This is a genomic window from Neobacillus drentensis, from assembly GCF_036965425.1.
In the GTDB taxonomy this organism is placed as follows: Bacteria; Bacillota; Bacilli; order Bacillales; family Cytobacillaceae; genus Neobacillus; species Neobacillus drentensis_F.
In genome coordinates this window covers 1-14,870 of record NZ_JBALPP010000007.1, presented here as the reverse complement: position 1 = coordinate 14,870, position 14,870 = coordinate 1, and the positions used below count along the sequence as shown (strand labels likewise).

Below are 14,870 nucleotides of genomic sequence, written 5' to 3'. Positions count from 1 at the left end.
CCACCTTAGTTTAGTATAAATGGCAGGCGACAAAATGCTCTCCGTCCACTTGCTTCAATTTCGGATCGACTTCTGCACAGATTGGTTTGGCAAATGGACAGCGTGATCGAAATCGGCACCCAGTTTCCATTTCTATTGGACTCGGAAGCTCTCCAGTAATGATTTCACGTTTGCTATTTTGTGCCTTGATTGGATCAGGTATTGGAATAGCAGACAATAAAGCTTGTGTATAGGGATGCAGCGGTTTATGGTATAACTCATCGCTGTTAGATATCTCGACCAGTTTACCGAGATACATGACACCTATTCGGTCTGAGATATGGCGGACCATGGATAAGTCGTGTGCGACAAACAAATACGTAAGCTTCATCTCACTCTGTAAATCTTCTAACATATTTATGACTTGAGCTTGAATGGAAACATCCAGAGCAGATATGGCTTCATCACAAAGAATGAATTCAGGATTTATCGATAACGCCCGGGCAATGCCAATCCGTTGGCGTTGTCCGCCGCTAAATTCATGCGGGTATTTTTCCAGGTCTTCTTTTTTTAGACCTACCTTTTCAAGAATATCAACCATGATTCCTTTTCGTTCATTTTTCGAAAGAGAAGTGTGTATCTCCAGCGGTTCATCGATGATTTCTTCGACACTCATATATGGGTTAAGTGATGAATACGGATCTTGAAAAATCATTTGCATTCTTTTACGATAGGGCTGCAATTCTTTATTTGATAGATTGGCAATATCCTTACCATCAAAAAGAATTTCTCCTGACGTCGGGTCGTACAACCGATTGATAGTCCTCCCTAATGTGGATTTGCCGCATCCTGATTCACCAACTAGCCCAAACGTTTCCCCTTTATAAATATGAAATGAGATATCATCAACAGCTTTCACTACTTGTTTATTTTTACTAATAATGGAGGATTTTAAAGGGAAGTATTTTTTTAGATTGTTAACTTCAATAAGTTTTTGCTGAGACTTAGTCATCTAGATGCTCCCCTTCCCCTGCTAAAAAGCACATACTTCTTTGCGTTGATGAAAAGCTCTTGTATTCTGGTACTGAAGTAGAACATTTTTCAATTGCAAAATCGCATCTTTCTGCAAATGGGCAGCCGCTCTGTATATTTTGAAGCGATGGGGCAGCCCCTTTAATTGGCTTTAATCTCGTTTTCTCCCCATCCACTCTAGGAATGGAATTCAATAATGCCTTTGTATAAGGATGCTTAGGTGAATAAAAAATTTCATAGGCCAATCCTTCCTCCATCACCATTCCAGCATACATCACCAAAATTCGGTTGCAAATCGTCGCTACTACCCCGAGGTCATGTGTAATTAACACGACTGACATATCGTTTTCTTGCTGAAGTTTTTTTATGAGTTCCAGGATTTGTGCTTGAATCGTGACATCCAAGGCAGTAGTAGGTTCATCTGCTATTAACAGCTTAGGATTGCACGCTAATGCCATGGCGATCAATACCCGTTGCCTCATTCCTCCGCTAAATTCATGTGGATATTGGTCGACGCGCGTTTCAGGAGAAGGGATACCGACCATTCTTAACAGTTCAACGGCCTCAAGCTTGGCTTCCTTCTTGTTCATGCCTCTTACCCTTGTTAATAATTCAATCAGATGATCCCCGGCTTTTTTTAATGGATTAAGAGCAGTCATCGGGTCTTGGAATATCATAGCAATATCGCGGCCTCTAATCGCCCTTTTTTCTTTGTTCGATAGATTTTCAATATGCTTTCCATCTAAAACAATTTCACCGGCATCTACTTTCGCGTTTCTCGGGATAATGCCGAGAATCGATTTAACCATGACACTTTTTCCGCTCCCGGATTCACCAACAATCCCTAGTATTTCTCCCTTTTGCACAGCGAAGTCAATTCCTTTGACCACTTCCACTTTTGCTTTGCCATTGTAAAAGTTCGTCCGGAGGTTTTTTACATCAAGTAATCTATTATTCTCTTCCATAATGGTACTCATTTCATCCAACCCTCCTATTTCCCACTTGTCTTCGGCTCGACTACGGCCCGTAGAATATCTCCGAGTCTATTAAAAGAATAAACCGTCAGTACGATAAGAAGTCCAGGCAATATGGCCATATAGGGAGCATTCCCTAAGTTTCCCTGCGCATTTTGAAGCATGCTTCCCCATGAAGATAATGGCTGTTGAATACCAAGACCAAGAAAACTTAAGGCTGATTCCATCAAGATCGCATTGGCGATACTAACGGTGGCTGCAACGATGAAAGTAGGAAAAACAGCTGGAATAATATGCTTCAAAATGACTTTTTTTAATGATTGTCCTGATGATTTCGCATATAAAACATATTCTCTTTCTTTAATCGAAAGAGTTTCGGCACGAACAAGCCTAGCCGTACTCATCCATGTAAACAGACCAATGACGAGAATAATCGCTTTTAACCCCGGTGTCAGAAAAATACTTACAACTGTAACAAGAATCATCCACGGGATCGAAGAAATCACATCAACCGTTCTCATTAAAAAGTTGTCGACCTTTCCGCCAAAATAGCCGCTTATCGATCCCACCAATACACCAATACTAGTCGAAATAAGCATGGCTAAAATTCCGACAGTAAGGGAGATTCGTCCGCCATATAAGGCTCGTGTTAAATAATCTCTGCCAAGCTCGTCAGTACCAAACCAATGGTCCGCACTTGGTCCCTGAAGGACACTGGTTACATCGACCTTATCAGGAGGATAAGGTGAGAGAAAGGCGAAAATAGAGATAAATAAAATAAGTATAAGAAAAATAAGGGCAATGGCCGCCGTTTTATTACGTTTTAATTCATTTTTAAACTGGTTTATTCTTCTATTTTTCTTTCCGGCCATGTTCTATTCTCCCATTCCCTTTATTCTCGGATCGACGATGCTATATAAAAGATCGGATAGCAAATTACCGACAATCACAAGGCTTGAAGACAGCAGCATGACAGCCATGACAACTGGATAATCAAACCCTTGGATTGCTTTGACAAAATATGTCCCAATTCCTGGCCAGCCAAATACTGTTTCTGTTACGACGGCCCCGGTAACAAGCATCGGTAGGCTCATCCCTACAATCGTAATGATGGGAAGCAGAACGTTTCTGAGTACATGCTTAAATAAAATCCAACTGGAAGCGGCCCCGTATGCCTGTTGCACCATGACGTAATCTTCGGAAAGCTGTCCAATGGTGGATGAGCGTACATAACGAACAAGCTCAGGCATGAATGACAGCATCAACACGGTGCAAGGAAGCACCATATGGCTTAGCAGATCAGAGAATGATCCTTCACTCCCAATGGTGTGCATCCCAAGGATTGGTAATAAATTTAGTAGATAGCCAAAAATAAACACTAGAATCATCGCCATCCAAAAGCTCGGTATCGCAATCCCGAACGAGCTAAAGCCATCAATGATTTTATCCGCCCATTTCCCTCTATTCGCCCCTGCAATCAACCCAAGAATAATAGAAAATAAAAGTGCAAGAATGTAAGCAGGAAGGACAAGCAGAATTGTATTCGGTATCCTTGCAGAAAGATCATTTGTAATACTTTCATGCGTTACAATAGAATATCCCCATTCACCACTCAATATCCCTTTTATCCAATAAACATATTGCATATAGGCTGGTTGGTCTAATCCATATCTTGCTTTTATTAGTTCCACTGTTTTCTTTGTCATGTTTGGTGTTGTCATCGCGTCAACTGCATCATATGGAGCCAATTGAATGAGAGTAAAGCAAATAATCGAAATAATGAAAAGCAAAGGGATTGCCTGTAAAATTCGTTTCAAAATATACTTCAACAAAAATAATCCCACTCCTTACGGTATCCTACTCTATATTTTATTCCTTTTGGTCTTAAAAAATAAAGATAAACAGTGAACTGTTTATCTTTATCTACTAAAACCTATATATTTTTAATAGGATAGCTTTGACATATCTTCAAATGTGTAAACCGGAACTAAAGCAGCTTCATCAATACCTTTGATTCTTGAATCAATCGAAAGGATTCGTTTGTTCTCTGTTAATGGATAGAACGCAGCGTCATCAATGATGAGCTTTTGAATTTCTTCATAAATAGCTTTACGTTTTGCATCATCTTTTTCTACACGGCCTTGATTAAATAACTCATCCACTTTTGGATTACTATAGTGCATGTAGTTTGCCTCACCATTTGTAACAAACAAGGAATTAAAGGTATCTGGGTCAATTCCCATGATATATCCGCTTAGATACATATCAAAGTCCGTTTGGACGCTCTGAAGCTTCTTACTTAAAGCTGTCGCATCCATACCAACTAACTCAACTGAAACGCCTGCTGCTTTCAAATTTTGTTGAATAACAGCTGCTTGTTTTTGCTGGATTGGATTATTGGCGATAAATGCTAGTTTTAATTTTAAATTAGATGCTCCGGCTTTTGCCAGTAGGTCTTTTGCTTTTTTCGTATCGAATTTATGTTTTTCAACATTGTCAGTGAAATAGGTTGCTTTTTTTGGTAAGAATGAATAGGCTGGCTTGGAATAATCAGTTGAAACATAGCTTGCTGTATTGATTTCGTCACGATTCAAACCGAAAGCTATTGCCGTTCTTACATCCTTTGATTGTACTGCTTTTGAGCTTAAGTTAAAGGCTAGATAACCGATTCGCCCTTCATCGTATGGTTTAATCGCAACATTGTCGTTACCTTTAAACTTACTTGTATCAGATGGCTGGATCGCAAGGGCATTAATTTCCCCTTTTTGTAGAGCCAATGTAGCTGTATTTGGATCCATGATGATACGATAAACAACTTTTGCAATTTTAGGTGCACCTAGGAAATAATCATCATTCTTTTCAAACGTGACGCTTTCCCCTGCTTTATATTCTTTTAATTTGTATGGACCAGTACCAACTGGAGTGGCATTTTTTGGGCTGTTCGCAATATTTGCTTCACCTTCATAAACATGTTTCGGCATAATGAAAATATTGCCTAAAGCTTCCATTGCTCCCATGCTGACAGTTGGCAGCGTGAATTTTACTGTATAGTCATCCACTTTTTCAACTTTAACTGGTTGGTTATTAAAAATCAGCTGGCTTCTTGCCCAGCCGCCATTTTCTTCTTTTAACATTTGCTCATACGTGAAAACAACATCATCGGCGGTAAATGGCTGTCCATCATGCCATTTTACATCTTTTCTTAATTTTGCTGTATATGTTAAAAAATCTTCTGAAGGAGTCATGCTTTCGGCCAAGAAGTACTTAACATTATCCTTTCCGTTATACATATACAATGGAGAGTAAATAGTTTTAATTTCCATTAATCCATAACGGTCACCTGTTGAAATGACGTTTACTGCGTTACCCGGATCTCCATCAATTCCATAAATAAAGGTATCTGGTTTATTTGCAGTATCACCTTTATCTTTAGTGCTGGCGTTATCCTTAGTTTTTGAAGAACAGCCTGCAAGTACTAATAAGATACTGAGTAAAATGGCTACAAGAATATTTACATTTTTACGAACCATTTTGTCTTCCCCCTATGCTTAATATTTTTATAACAACAAGAATAGTAGTTTAGTGAGGCTTTTTAATTCCTACTATTTCTATATGTATTGTACAAAATACATTTTACCTGATAGGCTAGTAATAGTAAATAATAAATAATTAGTATTATTTCAAATTTCCTGCCCGGCTCTGAGATTCGGCCTCCTCACAGTAAAAATTAGGACTTTTTATTTTGCAGCAAGTGACAAATGCTTTAATAAAATCTGATTTTGTAAATACAAATGTTGCGCTTCCTCTAATGACACGGTGGAGAACTGAATAACGGTATGAGACACCGCCTGAGCAAGCTTTGGAAGATCCGTTGAAATAACCGTTCCTATTCTGGTGTAACCCCCTGTGGTCTGCCGTTCAGTCATTAAGATGATAGGCTGCCCGCTTGCTGGTACTTGTATTCCGCCTAGTGGGACCGGGTCAGAGATAATATCCGGACCAATATGATGTTCTAGTTGTGGTCCTTTCAGCTGATAGCCCATTCGATTGGACTGTGGCGTAATTACGTATTCTTCACTACAAAATTGCTCGAGACTCAATTTACTGAAGCTATTTTGATGAGGGCCAGGAATAAACCGCAAAGAGATTAGTTTTTTAAATTGTGGGATGAGATTTGGATGCAGTGTTTTATTTGGCTTTTTTACCATTGGACTACCAAATAACACATCTCCTTTTTGCAAGGAACGTCCCTCAAATCCACCAAAACTACCATTTAAAAAGGTAGATCTACTTCCTAAAACCACTGGGACATCTATTCCCCCTGAAATAGCAATATAAGCCCTGGCACCTTGTTTACATGAACCTAATGAAAGAATTTGCCCCTTCTTAATTAAAAAACTCTTCCACATTGGAGCTTCTCGTTCATCCACTTTTGGAGAAAAATTACCGCCGCAGATTGCTATGGTCATGTCACTCAAAGCCTGGAAACCGGGTCCAATCACCGTTGCCTCCAACACTGCTTCACCCTTTGCATTTCCGACGAGTATATTTGCTACCTGCATCGAGTAGGGATCCATAGCTCCCGATGGACTGATTCCAAATTGCTGATACCCATATCTTCCTAAATCCTGGACCGTTGTTTGCAACCCAGGCTTTATCACTTTAAAAATAGCTGTTTTCATTGATCACGCCAGCTTTTACGGATGAGAATGTTTTCTTTTTCAAGGGCATGTTTTAAATTTAATACAAACTCTAACGCCTGAGGCTCGTCACCGTGGATACAAATCGTATCGGCATTTATATCGATTTCTTTCCTATCCACCGTTTCTACCTTCCCCTCTTTTATCATGCGAATCACTCTTTTTATTGCATAATCAGCATCATGGATGAGGGCGTTTTTTTCTTTCCGAGAGGTCAATGAACCATCCCACTGGTATGTACGATCAGCAAACACCTCTTCTGCCACTTGTAGTCCTTTTTCTTTCCCGGCCCTCACTAGCTCACTATTTGCAAGCCCGTATAAGACAAGAGTAGAATCAAAATCAGCAACAGCTTCGGCAATAGCATCCGCCAATTTTCGATTTCCCGCCGCCATGTTATACAATGCACCATGCGGTTTGACATGCGCAATTTTCGTTCCGTTAACTTTACAAACAGCGTCCAGAGCACCGATTTGATAGATAACTAGCTGGTATATCTCTCGCGGGGAAAGAACCATTTCCCGTCTGCCAAAACCAGCGAGATCGGGAAATCCTGGGTGCACACCGATTCGTACTCCAGATTTTTTTGCAAGCTTAACTGTTTCAAACATTACGTTATGGTCACCAGCATGATAGCCGCAGGCAATATTGGCGCTTGAAATATGCTTTAATACCTCTGCATCATTTCCAATTTTATACGCCCCGAAGCTCTCCCCCAGATCACTGTTTAGGTCAATCACCTTCATTATTTTCACCTCTTTTGTATGTCTGGACTATATAGTTTTTTGCCTCTACTAATTGCTTGATTCTAAAATATTCTTGTTCATCAATTGGGTAAAATTTAATAAAATTTCCCGCGGAAAAGAGAATCGGTGAAGAACTTTCTACATCAAACAACTTAACAGGAGTAATCCCTAATATCCTCCAACCAGAAGGAACCTCTGAAGGATATATTCCGGTTTGATTCCCGCCAATCCCAACCGAACCTGGTGCCACACTCAGTCTTGGGTGTTCAAGTCTTGGGACCGCCAGCTTAGAAGAAAGTCCTCCCAAATATGGAAATCCTGGGACAAAGCCCATCATATAGATGAGGTATTCCTTATTACTGTGCAATGAAATAACGTCATTCTCCATAAGATTATGGCAGGCCGCAATATACGATAAATCAGGACCATTATATAAGACGGGAATCTTATAGACGATCGGCTGTACTGGATTTACATTATTTTTTTGATCGTAAATCTCATTTACCTTTTCAACTAAGGAAGTAAAACTAATGGATTCTGGTCGATAATAGATGGCAACCGTATTATAGGCAGGTACCCATTCGATAATGCCCTTCAATTTTGCTGCAGCCAGCTTGGAAGTAAACACTTGAATTTCCTTATGTATCTCTTCACTTATTTTATCCCCAAATGAAACTCGAATGGCCAAATCACCAAGCGGAACAACTTCTACCATAACTATCACCTTCTTTAATAATGGCTCTTTTCGTAAATTATGTTGCTTTTGGGACTTAATAAAGGGCATTTACTAAGTTTGTAGGCAATTTTCGCAAATGTTCTTACGAAAAGATGCCACGAAGCATCTAATTATACGGGTTGAAGAACTTATACGAAAAACAACAATCTTTGCGAAAATAGCCTTAATATTACAGTATATGGATGTAAAAAATAATACAAGAGAATCTTATCATTCACTTCTTTTTCCCAATATCTCTAAACAGGCAATTCATTTTACTTTCATTTTTTGTTACGTTACGATAATACAAGAAAGAACTTTTAAAAGTGGAGGTTTTGAAGATGTTTGATGTTGTAGTTATTGGCGCAGGCCCTTCTGGTGCTAGTGCTGCCTTATTTACAGCTAAAGCTGGCAAAAAAACTCTGGTAATCGATAATGATAAGAGCGTGACAAAGAGAGCCTGGATGGAAAACCATTATGGCGTTTTGGAAATCTCTGGACCAGACCTTGTTGAAACTGGCAAAAAACAGGCGAGCAAATTTGGTGCAGAACTAGTTACAGCTACTGTAACAAACGTAAGTAAAACCGACGGTGGATTTAAAGTAGAAACTGACCAAACTGAATATGAAGCAAAGCATGTCATTGTTGCAACTGGTTTGATGGCTGACCTTGCTGAAAAAATCGGCTTAACTACAAAGCCGGGAACTGAACCAAGAATTAAGACGATCCTTGATGTTAATGCTCAAGGAAAAACAAATATTGATGGAATTTGGGCAGCCGGTACCATCGCAGGTGTCAGCATGCACACGATCATCACGGCTGGTGACGGTGCAAAAGTGGCCATCAATGTCATTAGTGAAATGAATGGCGAACGCTACGTTGACCACGATGTTTTAAAATAATGAATGATTTAATCCCCTTACAAATAGGGGATTTTTTTATTGTTTAAAATTTATTTTATTTCACTCATCAGTTAAAATAGTCATCAGGAGGAGGACCCTTGGCAATTATGGCCATTACTCTATAAGACCATTTTAAGGAGATTTTTATGATAAAAAAAGACAGTAATATAAAACCTGTTGTTGCAGGCTTACTATTAGGGATCCTGATGGCAGCGATGGATAACACGATCGTCGCAACCGCAATGGGAACCATCGTTTCAGACCTTGGCGGACTTGACAAATTTATTTGGGTAACCTCAGCCTATATGGTTGCTGTTATGGCGGGTATGCCGATTTTCGGTAAGTTATCCGATATGTATGGGCGGAAGCGCTTTTTTATTTTCGGTTTAGTTGTTTTCCTTATTGGGTCCGCTCTCTGCGGTATCGCCCAGAGTATCGTACAGTTAAGTGTTTACCGAGCGATCCAGGGGATAGGCGGAGGAGCGCTTATGCCGATTGCCTTTACGATTGTATTTGATATTTTCCCACCAGAAAATCGAGGTAAAATGACGGGCTTGCTTGGTGCCGTATTTGGAGCATCCAGCGTTTTAGGACCGTTGCTTGGTGCCTATATAACTGATTATATCAGCTGGCATTGGGTTTTCTATGTAAATGTTCCGATTGGCATTGTTTCGATTATATTAATCGTTCGTTATTATCATGAGTCACTGCAGCACTCGAAGCAAAAAATTGACTGGGCTGGTGCGATTACACTCATTGTTTCAGTGGTAAGCTTGATGTTTGCACTTGAATTGGGTGGAAAAGAATACGACTGGGATTCCATCCAAATCATTGGCTTATTTGCGAGCTTTTTTGTCTTTTTTGTTGCCTTCTTCATTGCAGAATTAAAAGCAGCTGAACCAATTTTGCCACTATGGCTTTTCAAGCGGCGGTTGTTTGCAACTTCACAAATCTTGGCCTTTTTATATGGCGGCACTTTTATTATTTTAACGGTGTTTATTCCTATTTTTGTGCAGGCTGTTTATGGGGGAAGTGCGAAGAATGCCGGACTTATTTTAACCCCAATGATGCTGGGGTCTGTTGCCGGAAGCTCGATTGGCGGTATATTCTTAACCAAAACTTCTTATCGAAATTTGATGATTATTTCCATTATTTCATATATTGTTGGCATGTATCTCCTCGGAACCTTGACGGTTGATACCGCACGCTGGTTATTAACGATTTATATGATTCTTGTCGGCTTCGGTGTTGGGTTTTCTTTCTCGCTATTGCCGACGGCATCGATGCATAATTTAGAGCCACAGTTCCGCGGTACAGCCAACTCTACGAATTCATTCCTGCGTTCTTTTGGGATGACGCTTGGTGTTACAATCTTCGGTACGCTGCAAAACAACTTATTTACCGACAAGCTCAAAGAGGCGTTTAAAGGCATGCAGGGTGCAGGAGGACAAGGTTTCCAAATGGGCGATCCACGACAAATTTTCCAAGCTAGCGAGCGCTCGAAAATCCCTAGCTTTATCTTGGATAAAATTGTCCACGCAATGTCGGATTCGATTACGCATACTTTCATGCTGACATTAATCCCGATTGCACTAGCTGCCATTACGATCTTTTTCATGGGCAATGCCCGTGTTATTGTGAATAAAAAGGGGACAGCGAAAAACTAACATAAACAAGCACCGGACCACTTAGGTCTGGTGCTTGATGTTTATCTTGCATTTGTTAGTACTCGTGAATCACAATTGGGATTAGCTTTGGGCCATGTGAATCTCTGAACATTACCCATAATTATCCTTTTTGACAGCCCTTGGGCATTCTGAACCGATGATAGCGCCCACTAGCATCCTTTTTTACTGTCGTGGGCACTCTGAACCACTGACAGAGTGCCCGTGACTACCCTTTTTCATCGGCGATGGGCACTTTGAAACGTTGACAGCCATACCACAAAACAAATCAAATAGAAAAAAGAGTACCCACTCTTTTTATACCTCAAGACTCTGCCCTTCTTCGACAATGTGAAACATAAGATGGGCAAGATGATGAATGGGGCCGTATTCCTGATCCTCTTCTTCCATTTCTTCGCTAAATCCAAGATCACTTAAGTAAAGCGCCATAAATTCATAGAAATCCTTCAACTGGAACGAATAACAAGCCATTGGCTCTTCATTGTCCTCTTCATATTGGAGCACCATGTATGAGACAAGCCCGTCAGCATCCTCTCCATCAAAAAAAACAAAAAAGCCAATGTTGGTATCGAGTTCAAATAAATGCCGCGTTCCGCCTTCCGTTGCTTTATCAAAATCCTCTTTGCTTAGTTTTTGAATTTGCATTGCATCTACATTGTCTTCTTGGTGAAAACCAACAACAAATGATTTCATCGTATCCTCAATCCTCTTCCATTATTTTTCAACACATATGATTAGGATACCCTTATTTGCGTTAGTTTCATTCCTTTTTATGGGACAAATAAATTGGCGTTTTCTTTGATGATTTCACTTCCGGTTACGGCCTCCAATATTGTACCTAATGCCTGAAGCCAATCACCCGTAACGGCTAATCTTTGGGCACCTAAACTAATTTCACTGCTGTCTATCCCAATTTCTTCTGTAACGCCAATCGCTTCTAAAAATGTGCCGATCGTTTGCAGTGATGCCCCTGTAAGAAATTGTTTTTCTATCATGGGTTCTTCTTCATCACTAATAAGATTTAGCCTGTACAAGCTCACTAATTCAATTAATTGTCCCACCGCTTGAATCCAGAGTCCGATGGCAATTTGTTTTTCAAGCTTAATGATTACTTCTTCCCTTTCAGATAAAACCTGTTCCTTTTCCTTGTTCTTAATATCCATTGCGATATCCTTTCAAAAATTACTTTTTATTATTTTATTCAACGAGGCATTCCAGGGTATCGCTCTTTTCCGCAAAATAAAAACCCCCTGATGAACAGGAGGTAAATGATTATTGTATTAAACTGGAGGCAAAATTGGGTGATCTGTAGGTGTAGCATCTGCTACATTAACAGGTTGCGCGCTGCTCACCGGTGATGATAAAACTAATAATGCAACAGAAAATAATAGAATAAAAGCCTTTTTCATTTTATATCCTCCTCATGTAATTTTATTTAGATAGTTAACTGCTTCCAGGTAGGTTCCTTGTTGACTATAAAAATCTGAAAGCATTTTGTAAAAGCGGGTAAGATCATTATGATGTTCGTTTGTCGCCTCAAGATAGGGAATCACTTTTGATTCTAAGTATTTAAACGCCTTTTCTGGAGAGACGATGTGGAAAATATAAAAATCTGCTAACAATCGATATTTTTTAACACCGAGCTCCTTCGCTAAGGAACTGACCACCTGAAAACACTCTTTCGCCTTAGCCGTTTCTTGAAGCGCATATTGGTTTTCACCTATAGAATACAGGGTTACCAGATAATGCGGATTGTTGATTGGCTGAAGGGCCAAGCTTTTTTCGTAATAACTTAACGCTTCTTTAAAATTTTTCTTTTTGTTTTGCAGATAGCCCATATTGTGATAAATTTGCGGAAGCAGCTTATCCTGCTTTAATAATTCGGCATTGCGGATTAAGTGTTTGAAGCAGTCTTCAGCTTCCTCATAAATATTCGATTGGGTATAATTAATACCCAGCATCATAAGTGTATGAAGGATCCGGAAGAAATTATGTTCGTTCATAAACAGCTGCAATGCCATCTTGCCAAAATGAATGGCATGTCCTGATTGCTCTAACGCGCTTTTTACAATTGCTCTATGATAAAAAAATTCAGCGTTAGGTCTATCATTACTTGGGTCAATATACAATGCCTCGAGTAATTCATCTGCAGCTTTATACTGTCCCTTCGTAATTAAACATACCGCATTAAAGTAGCGAAATAAATACTCTTCATGTTGGGAAAAATTTTTCTTTTGTTTAAATAATAAATCCTTTTGGCTTTCGGCCTCGGCCAAAAATCCTTTAAATAATAGATATCGATACTTGTATAATTCGTAGGTATGAATAAACTTTGAAAATGGGATGATATGCTCCATTTCCTGCAGTTTTTGATAGATTTCATCGATTTTGTCTTTTAAATAATAATTGATTTTCTCCCCAAGCTGCCCCAATAAGGTTTGGATTAAGCCCTCTTTCTCGTCCATTTCCTCCAGTCCGATTTCCAGCCGCTCAAGTAAAAGGGAAATCGTTTCCTCATTTGCTTCTTTCGAGTTGTTTTCAATCTTACTTAAATGGGGAACAGAGCAGATTCCTTTAGCAAGCTCTGCTTGCGTCATTCCTTTTTGTGTACGATAGAATTTAATCAGGGCTCCAAATTCCATATAACCACCTAGCTTGCCTTCCTTTTTTACACTATTTTACATGAAATGTCACCCTGTATACAGTTATTTTTCTGATTTTTTTAAAAATAAACAATATTTAAACACAGCCATCCGAACATAAGATCAGGATGGCCCACATCCATTACTTTACTCGAGGGAATCCGAAGCCTGATGCATAATCATCACCTATAACCGCTCCTGTACCTCCTTTAATATCATTTGCTTTGGCACGATTTTGCAGTTCTGTTCGCAGTTGGACATTTGACCAAGATGGATTTGCAGACCAGATCTTTGCAGCAAGACCTGACACGTGCGGGGTAGCCATCGATGTACCACTTATCGTGTTATAGGCGCCGTCATTCCAGGTTGATTCAATTGCCCTGCCTGGTGCCGAGACCTCGACATCCCGTTCTTGAATGACATAGTCACCATCTGTAGCCGGATTGCCTCGAGACGAAAAATCTGCTACCCGGTAGGTACCGTTCTGCTGAACATTCTCTAATGCCGCAACAGCAACCACATTCACTAAAGCTCCAGGATATCCAATGGTATTGTCTCCAGGACCGTCGTTTCCTGCAGCCGCAACGATTAGCACACCCTTGTTATAGGCATAGTCAACAGCACTAGAAATAAGTGAATCCTTTGAGCTCGAACCAAGAGACATCGAAATAATGACAGGGGATCCTGTTCGAACAGACTCATCAGCTGCTTTGCGAATAGCTGCGGCAATATCATCCGAATAACCTGTTCCGCGGTTATTTAATACCTTATAAGACCATAGTCTGGCTTCCGGAGCAACTCCGTAAATCCCCTGTCCGCCTCCGCCATTAGCAAGGATTGTGCCAGAAACGTGTGTACCATGGCCATTTCCATCAGCACAACTTCCCTCAACTAGGGGCGTTTTCATTTGTGAAAAATCTTTACATTGTTCGACATTTGCGGCTAGGTCTGAATGCGTTTTATAAACACCAGTATCTAGCACCGCAACCTTTATTCCACTGCCACCTGAAGTCGCCGCTATATTAGGATCATTATAGATTGCCTGAATTCCCCATGGTGTTCGATCACTAAGAACAGCTGTTGCTGCTAGTTTTGATGCTGCTTCCTGGTTTACGCCAAGCTGAAGCTCTGGAAGCCTTTCAATTTTTAAATTTTTATTTTTCAATAGTGCTTGGTATTGCTGAGCGTTTACCGTCGTTGTAAATCCTTGCCCTTCAAACTCCCACCGGTCCCCATAGCTTGCCTTAGCTTTTGCTTTTTCCGCGGACGGGCCTTGAATCAAGACGCGATATGATTCCTGACTAGCAGATTGTTGTCCGAATGCGGCCGTTGCAAACATCGATATCCCCATTACTGCACTTATTAAAGCCGCTCCTAGAATTTTCCCTTTTTTCATTCAAAAACTCCCTTCACCCTTTGGATTACAGCCGTTTTGCTGATGTTCTAGCCTATTGTTAAATTTCTTATAAAATAACAATCTACAAACTATGAATAT

Annotated in this window: 15 protein-coding genes; 2 read left to right on the top strand and 13 right to left on the bottom strand. The window is 40.0% G+C overall.

All coding sequences use genetic code 11. The features are described from left to right. Nucleotides 1-10: 10 nt before the first annotated feature. The 8 genes from V7161_RS01170 to pxpB all read right to left on the bottom strand — a co-directional run bounded on the left by V7161_RS01170 (nucleotide 11) and on the right by pxpB (nucleotide 8,146). Nucleotides 11-991 (bottom strand): ABC transporter ATP-binding protein, encoded by a 981-nt coding sequence (locus V7161_RS01170; RefSeq protein WP_335441902.1) that lies wholly within the window; start codon nucleotides 989-991, stop codon nucleotides 11-13. Next, complete coding sequence (locus V7161_RS01165; protein ID WP_335441901.1) at nucleotides 984-1,988, bottom strand: ABC transporter ATP-binding protein; 1,005 nt, start codon at nucleotides 1,986-1,988, stop codon at nucleotides 984-986. The genes V7161_RS01170 and V7161_RS01165 overlap by 8 nt, the downstream gene beginning before the upstream one ends. A gap of 14 nt (nucleotides 1,989-2,002) precedes the next feature. Further along, a complete protein-coding gene (locus V7161_RS01160) occupies nucleotides 2,003-2,857 on the bottom strand; it encodes an ABC transporter permease (protein ID WP_335441900.1) in 855 nt (284 codons plus the stop codon). Between the two features lie 3 nt (nucleotides 2,858-2,860). Then, nucleotides 2,861-3,817, bottom strand: coding sequence for an ABC transporter permease (locus tag V7161_RS01155; RefSeq protein WP_335441899.1), 957 nt, complete (start codon nucleotides 3,815-3,817; stop codon nucleotides 2,861-2,863). A 111-nt stretch (nucleotides 3,818-3,928) separates the two neighbouring features. After that, nucleotides 3,929-5,515, bottom strand: a complete 1,587-nt coding sequence (locus tag V7161_RS01150; RefSeq protein ID WP_335441898.1) for an ABC transporter substrate-binding protein — start codon at nucleotides 5,513-5,515, stop codon at nucleotides 3,929-3,931. A gap of 207 nt (nucleotides 5,516-5,722) precedes the next feature. Then, complete coding sequence (locus V7161_RS01145) at nucleotides 5,723-6,667, bottom strand: biotin-dependent carboxyltransferase family protein (RefSeq protein WP_335441897.1); 945 nt, start codon at nucleotides 6,665-6,667, stop codon at nucleotides 5,723-5,725. After that, a complete protein-coding gene (locus V7161_RS01140; protein ID WP_335441896.1) occupies nucleotides 6,664-7,431 on the bottom strand; it encodes a LamB/YcsF family protein in 768 nt (255 codons plus the stop codon). The genes V7161_RS01145 and V7161_RS01140 overlap by 4 nt, the downstream gene beginning before the upstream one ends. Next, nucleotides 7,418-8,146, bottom strand: coding sequence for a 5-oxoprolinase subunit PxpB (gene pxpB, locus V7161_RS01135; protein WP_335441895.1), 729 nt, complete (start codon nucleotides 8,144-8,146; stop codon nucleotides 7,418-7,420). Before pxpB ends, V7161_RS01140 begins: the two co-directional genes overlap by 14 nt. A 341-nt stretch (nucleotides 8,147-8,487) precedes the next feature. Between pxpB and V7161_RS01130 the strand changes: the two genes are divergently transcribed. Together V7161_RS01130 and V7161_RS01125 are read left to right on the top strand one after the other, a co-directional pair. Then, on the top strand, nucleotides 8,488-9,048 hold the full coding sequence (locus tag V7161_RS01130) for an NAD(P)/FAD-dependent oxidoreductase (RefSeq protein WP_335441894.1): 561 nt from the start codon (nucleotides 8,488-8,490) through the stop codon (nucleotides 9,046-9,048). A gap of 146 nt (nucleotides 9,049-9,194) precedes the next feature. Further along, on the top strand, nucleotides 9,195-10,715 hold the full coding sequence (locus V7161_RS01125; protein WP_335441893.1) for an MDR family MFS transporter: 1,521 nt from the start codon (nucleotides 9,195-9,197) through the stop codon (nucleotides 10,713-10,715). A 315-nt stretch (nucleotides 10,716-11,030) separates the two neighbouring features. On the opposite strand, the gene V7161_RS01120 is transcribed toward V7161_RS01125, so the two are convergent. The 5 genes from V7161_RS01120 to V7161_RS01100 all read right to left on the bottom strand — a co-directional run bounded on the left by V7161_RS01120 (nucleotide 11,031) and on the right by V7161_RS01100 (nucleotide 14,771). After that, the gene (locus V7161_RS01120) at nucleotides 11,031-11,426 is read right to left on the bottom strand and encodes a cytosolic protein (RefSeq protein ID WP_223591844.1); all 396 of its coding nucleotides are present in this window, start codon (nucleotides 11,424-11,426) and stop codon (nucleotides 11,031-11,033) included. Between the two features lie 77 nt (nucleotides 11,427-11,503). Continuing rightward, nucleotides 11,504-11,896, bottom strand: coding sequence for a DUF6944 family repetitive protein (locus tag V7161_RS01115; RefSeq protein ID WP_335441892.1), 393 nt, complete (start codon nucleotides 11,894-11,896; stop codon nucleotides 11,504-11,506). Between the two features lie 117 nt (nucleotides 11,897-12,013). Next, entirely contained in the window at nucleotides 12,014-12,142 is a 129-nt protein-coding gene (locus tag V7161_RS01110; RefSeq protein ID WP_263297791.1) for a hypothetical protein, read from the bottom strand. A gap of 12 nt (nucleotides 12,143-12,154) precedes the next feature. Then, nucleotides 12,155-13,375 (bottom strand): helix-turn-helix domain-containing protein, encoded by a 1,221-nt coding sequence (locus tag V7161_RS01105; protein ID WP_335441891.1) that lies wholly within the window; start codon nucleotides 13,373-13,375, stop codon nucleotides 12,155-12,157. A 142-nt stretch (nucleotides 13,376-13,517) separates the two neighbouring features. Beyond that, nucleotides 13,518-14,771 (bottom strand): S8 family peptidase, encoded by a 1,254-nt coding sequence (locus V7161_RS01100; RefSeq protein ID WP_335441890.1) that lies wholly within the window; start codon nucleotides 14,769-14,771, stop codon nucleotides 13,518-13,520. Nucleotides 14,772-14,870 lie beyond the last annotated feature (99 nt).

Excerpts from the sequence above, each read along its gene's own strand:
- V7161_RS01120 (WP_223591844.1), bottom strand. The coding sequence starts at position 11,426 with ATGAAATCATTTGTTGTTGGTTTTCACCAAGAAGACAATGTAGATGCA.
- V7161_RS01115 (WP_335441892.1), bottom strand. The coding sequence starts at position 11,896 with ATGGATATTAAGAACAAGGAAAAGGAACAGGTTTTATCTGAAAGGGAA.
- V7161_RS01170 (WP_335441902.1), bottom strand. The coding sequence starts at position 991 with ATGACTAAGTCTCAGCAAAAACTTATTGAAGTTAACAATCTAAAAAAA.
- V7161_RS01145 (WP_335441897.1), bottom strand. The coding sequence starts at position 6,667 with ATGAAAACAGCTATTTTTAAAGTGATAAAGCCTGGGTTGCAAACAACG.
- V7161_RS01140 (WP_335441896.1), bottom strand. The coding sequence starts at position 7,431 with ATGAAGGTGATTGACCTAAACAGTGATCTGGGGGAGAGCTTCGGGGCG.
- V7161_RS01105 (WP_335441891.1), bottom strand. The coding sequence starts at position 13,375 with ATGGAATTTGGAGCCCTGATTAAATTCTATCGTACACAAAAAGGAATG.
- pxpB (WP_335441895.1), bottom strand. The coding sequence starts at position 8,146 with ATGGTAGAAGTTGTTCCGCTTGGTGATTTGGCCATTCGAGTTTCATTT.
- V7161_RS01100 (WP_335441890.1), bottom strand. The coding sequence starts at position 14,771 with ATGAAAAAAGGGAAAATTCTAGGAGCGGCTTTAATAAGTGCAGTAATG.
- V7161_RS01165 (WP_335441901.1), bottom strand. The coding sequence starts at position 1,988 with ATGAGTACCATTATGGAAGAGAATAATAGATTACTTGATGTAAAAAAC.
- V7161_RS01110 (WP_263297791.1), bottom strand. The coding sequence starts at position 12,142 with ATGAAAAAGGCTTTTATTCTATTATTTTCTGTTGCATTATTAGTTTTA.
- V7161_RS01125 (WP_335441893.1), top strand. The coding sequence starts at position 9,195 with ATGATAAAAAAAGACAGTAATATAAAACCTGTTGTTGCAGGCTTACTA.
- V7161_RS01160 (WP_335441900.1), bottom strand. The coding sequence starts at position 2,857 with ATGGCCGGAAAGAAAAATAGAAGAATAAACCAGTTTAAAAATGAATTA.
- V7161_RS01130 (WP_335441894.1), top strand. The coding sequence starts at position 8,488 with ATGTTTGATGTTGTAGTTATTGGCGCAGGCCCTTCTGGTGCTAGTGCT.
- V7161_RS01150 (WP_335441898.1), bottom strand. The coding sequence starts at position 5,515 with ATGGTTCGTAAAAATGTAAATATTCTTGTAGCCATTTTACTCAGTATC.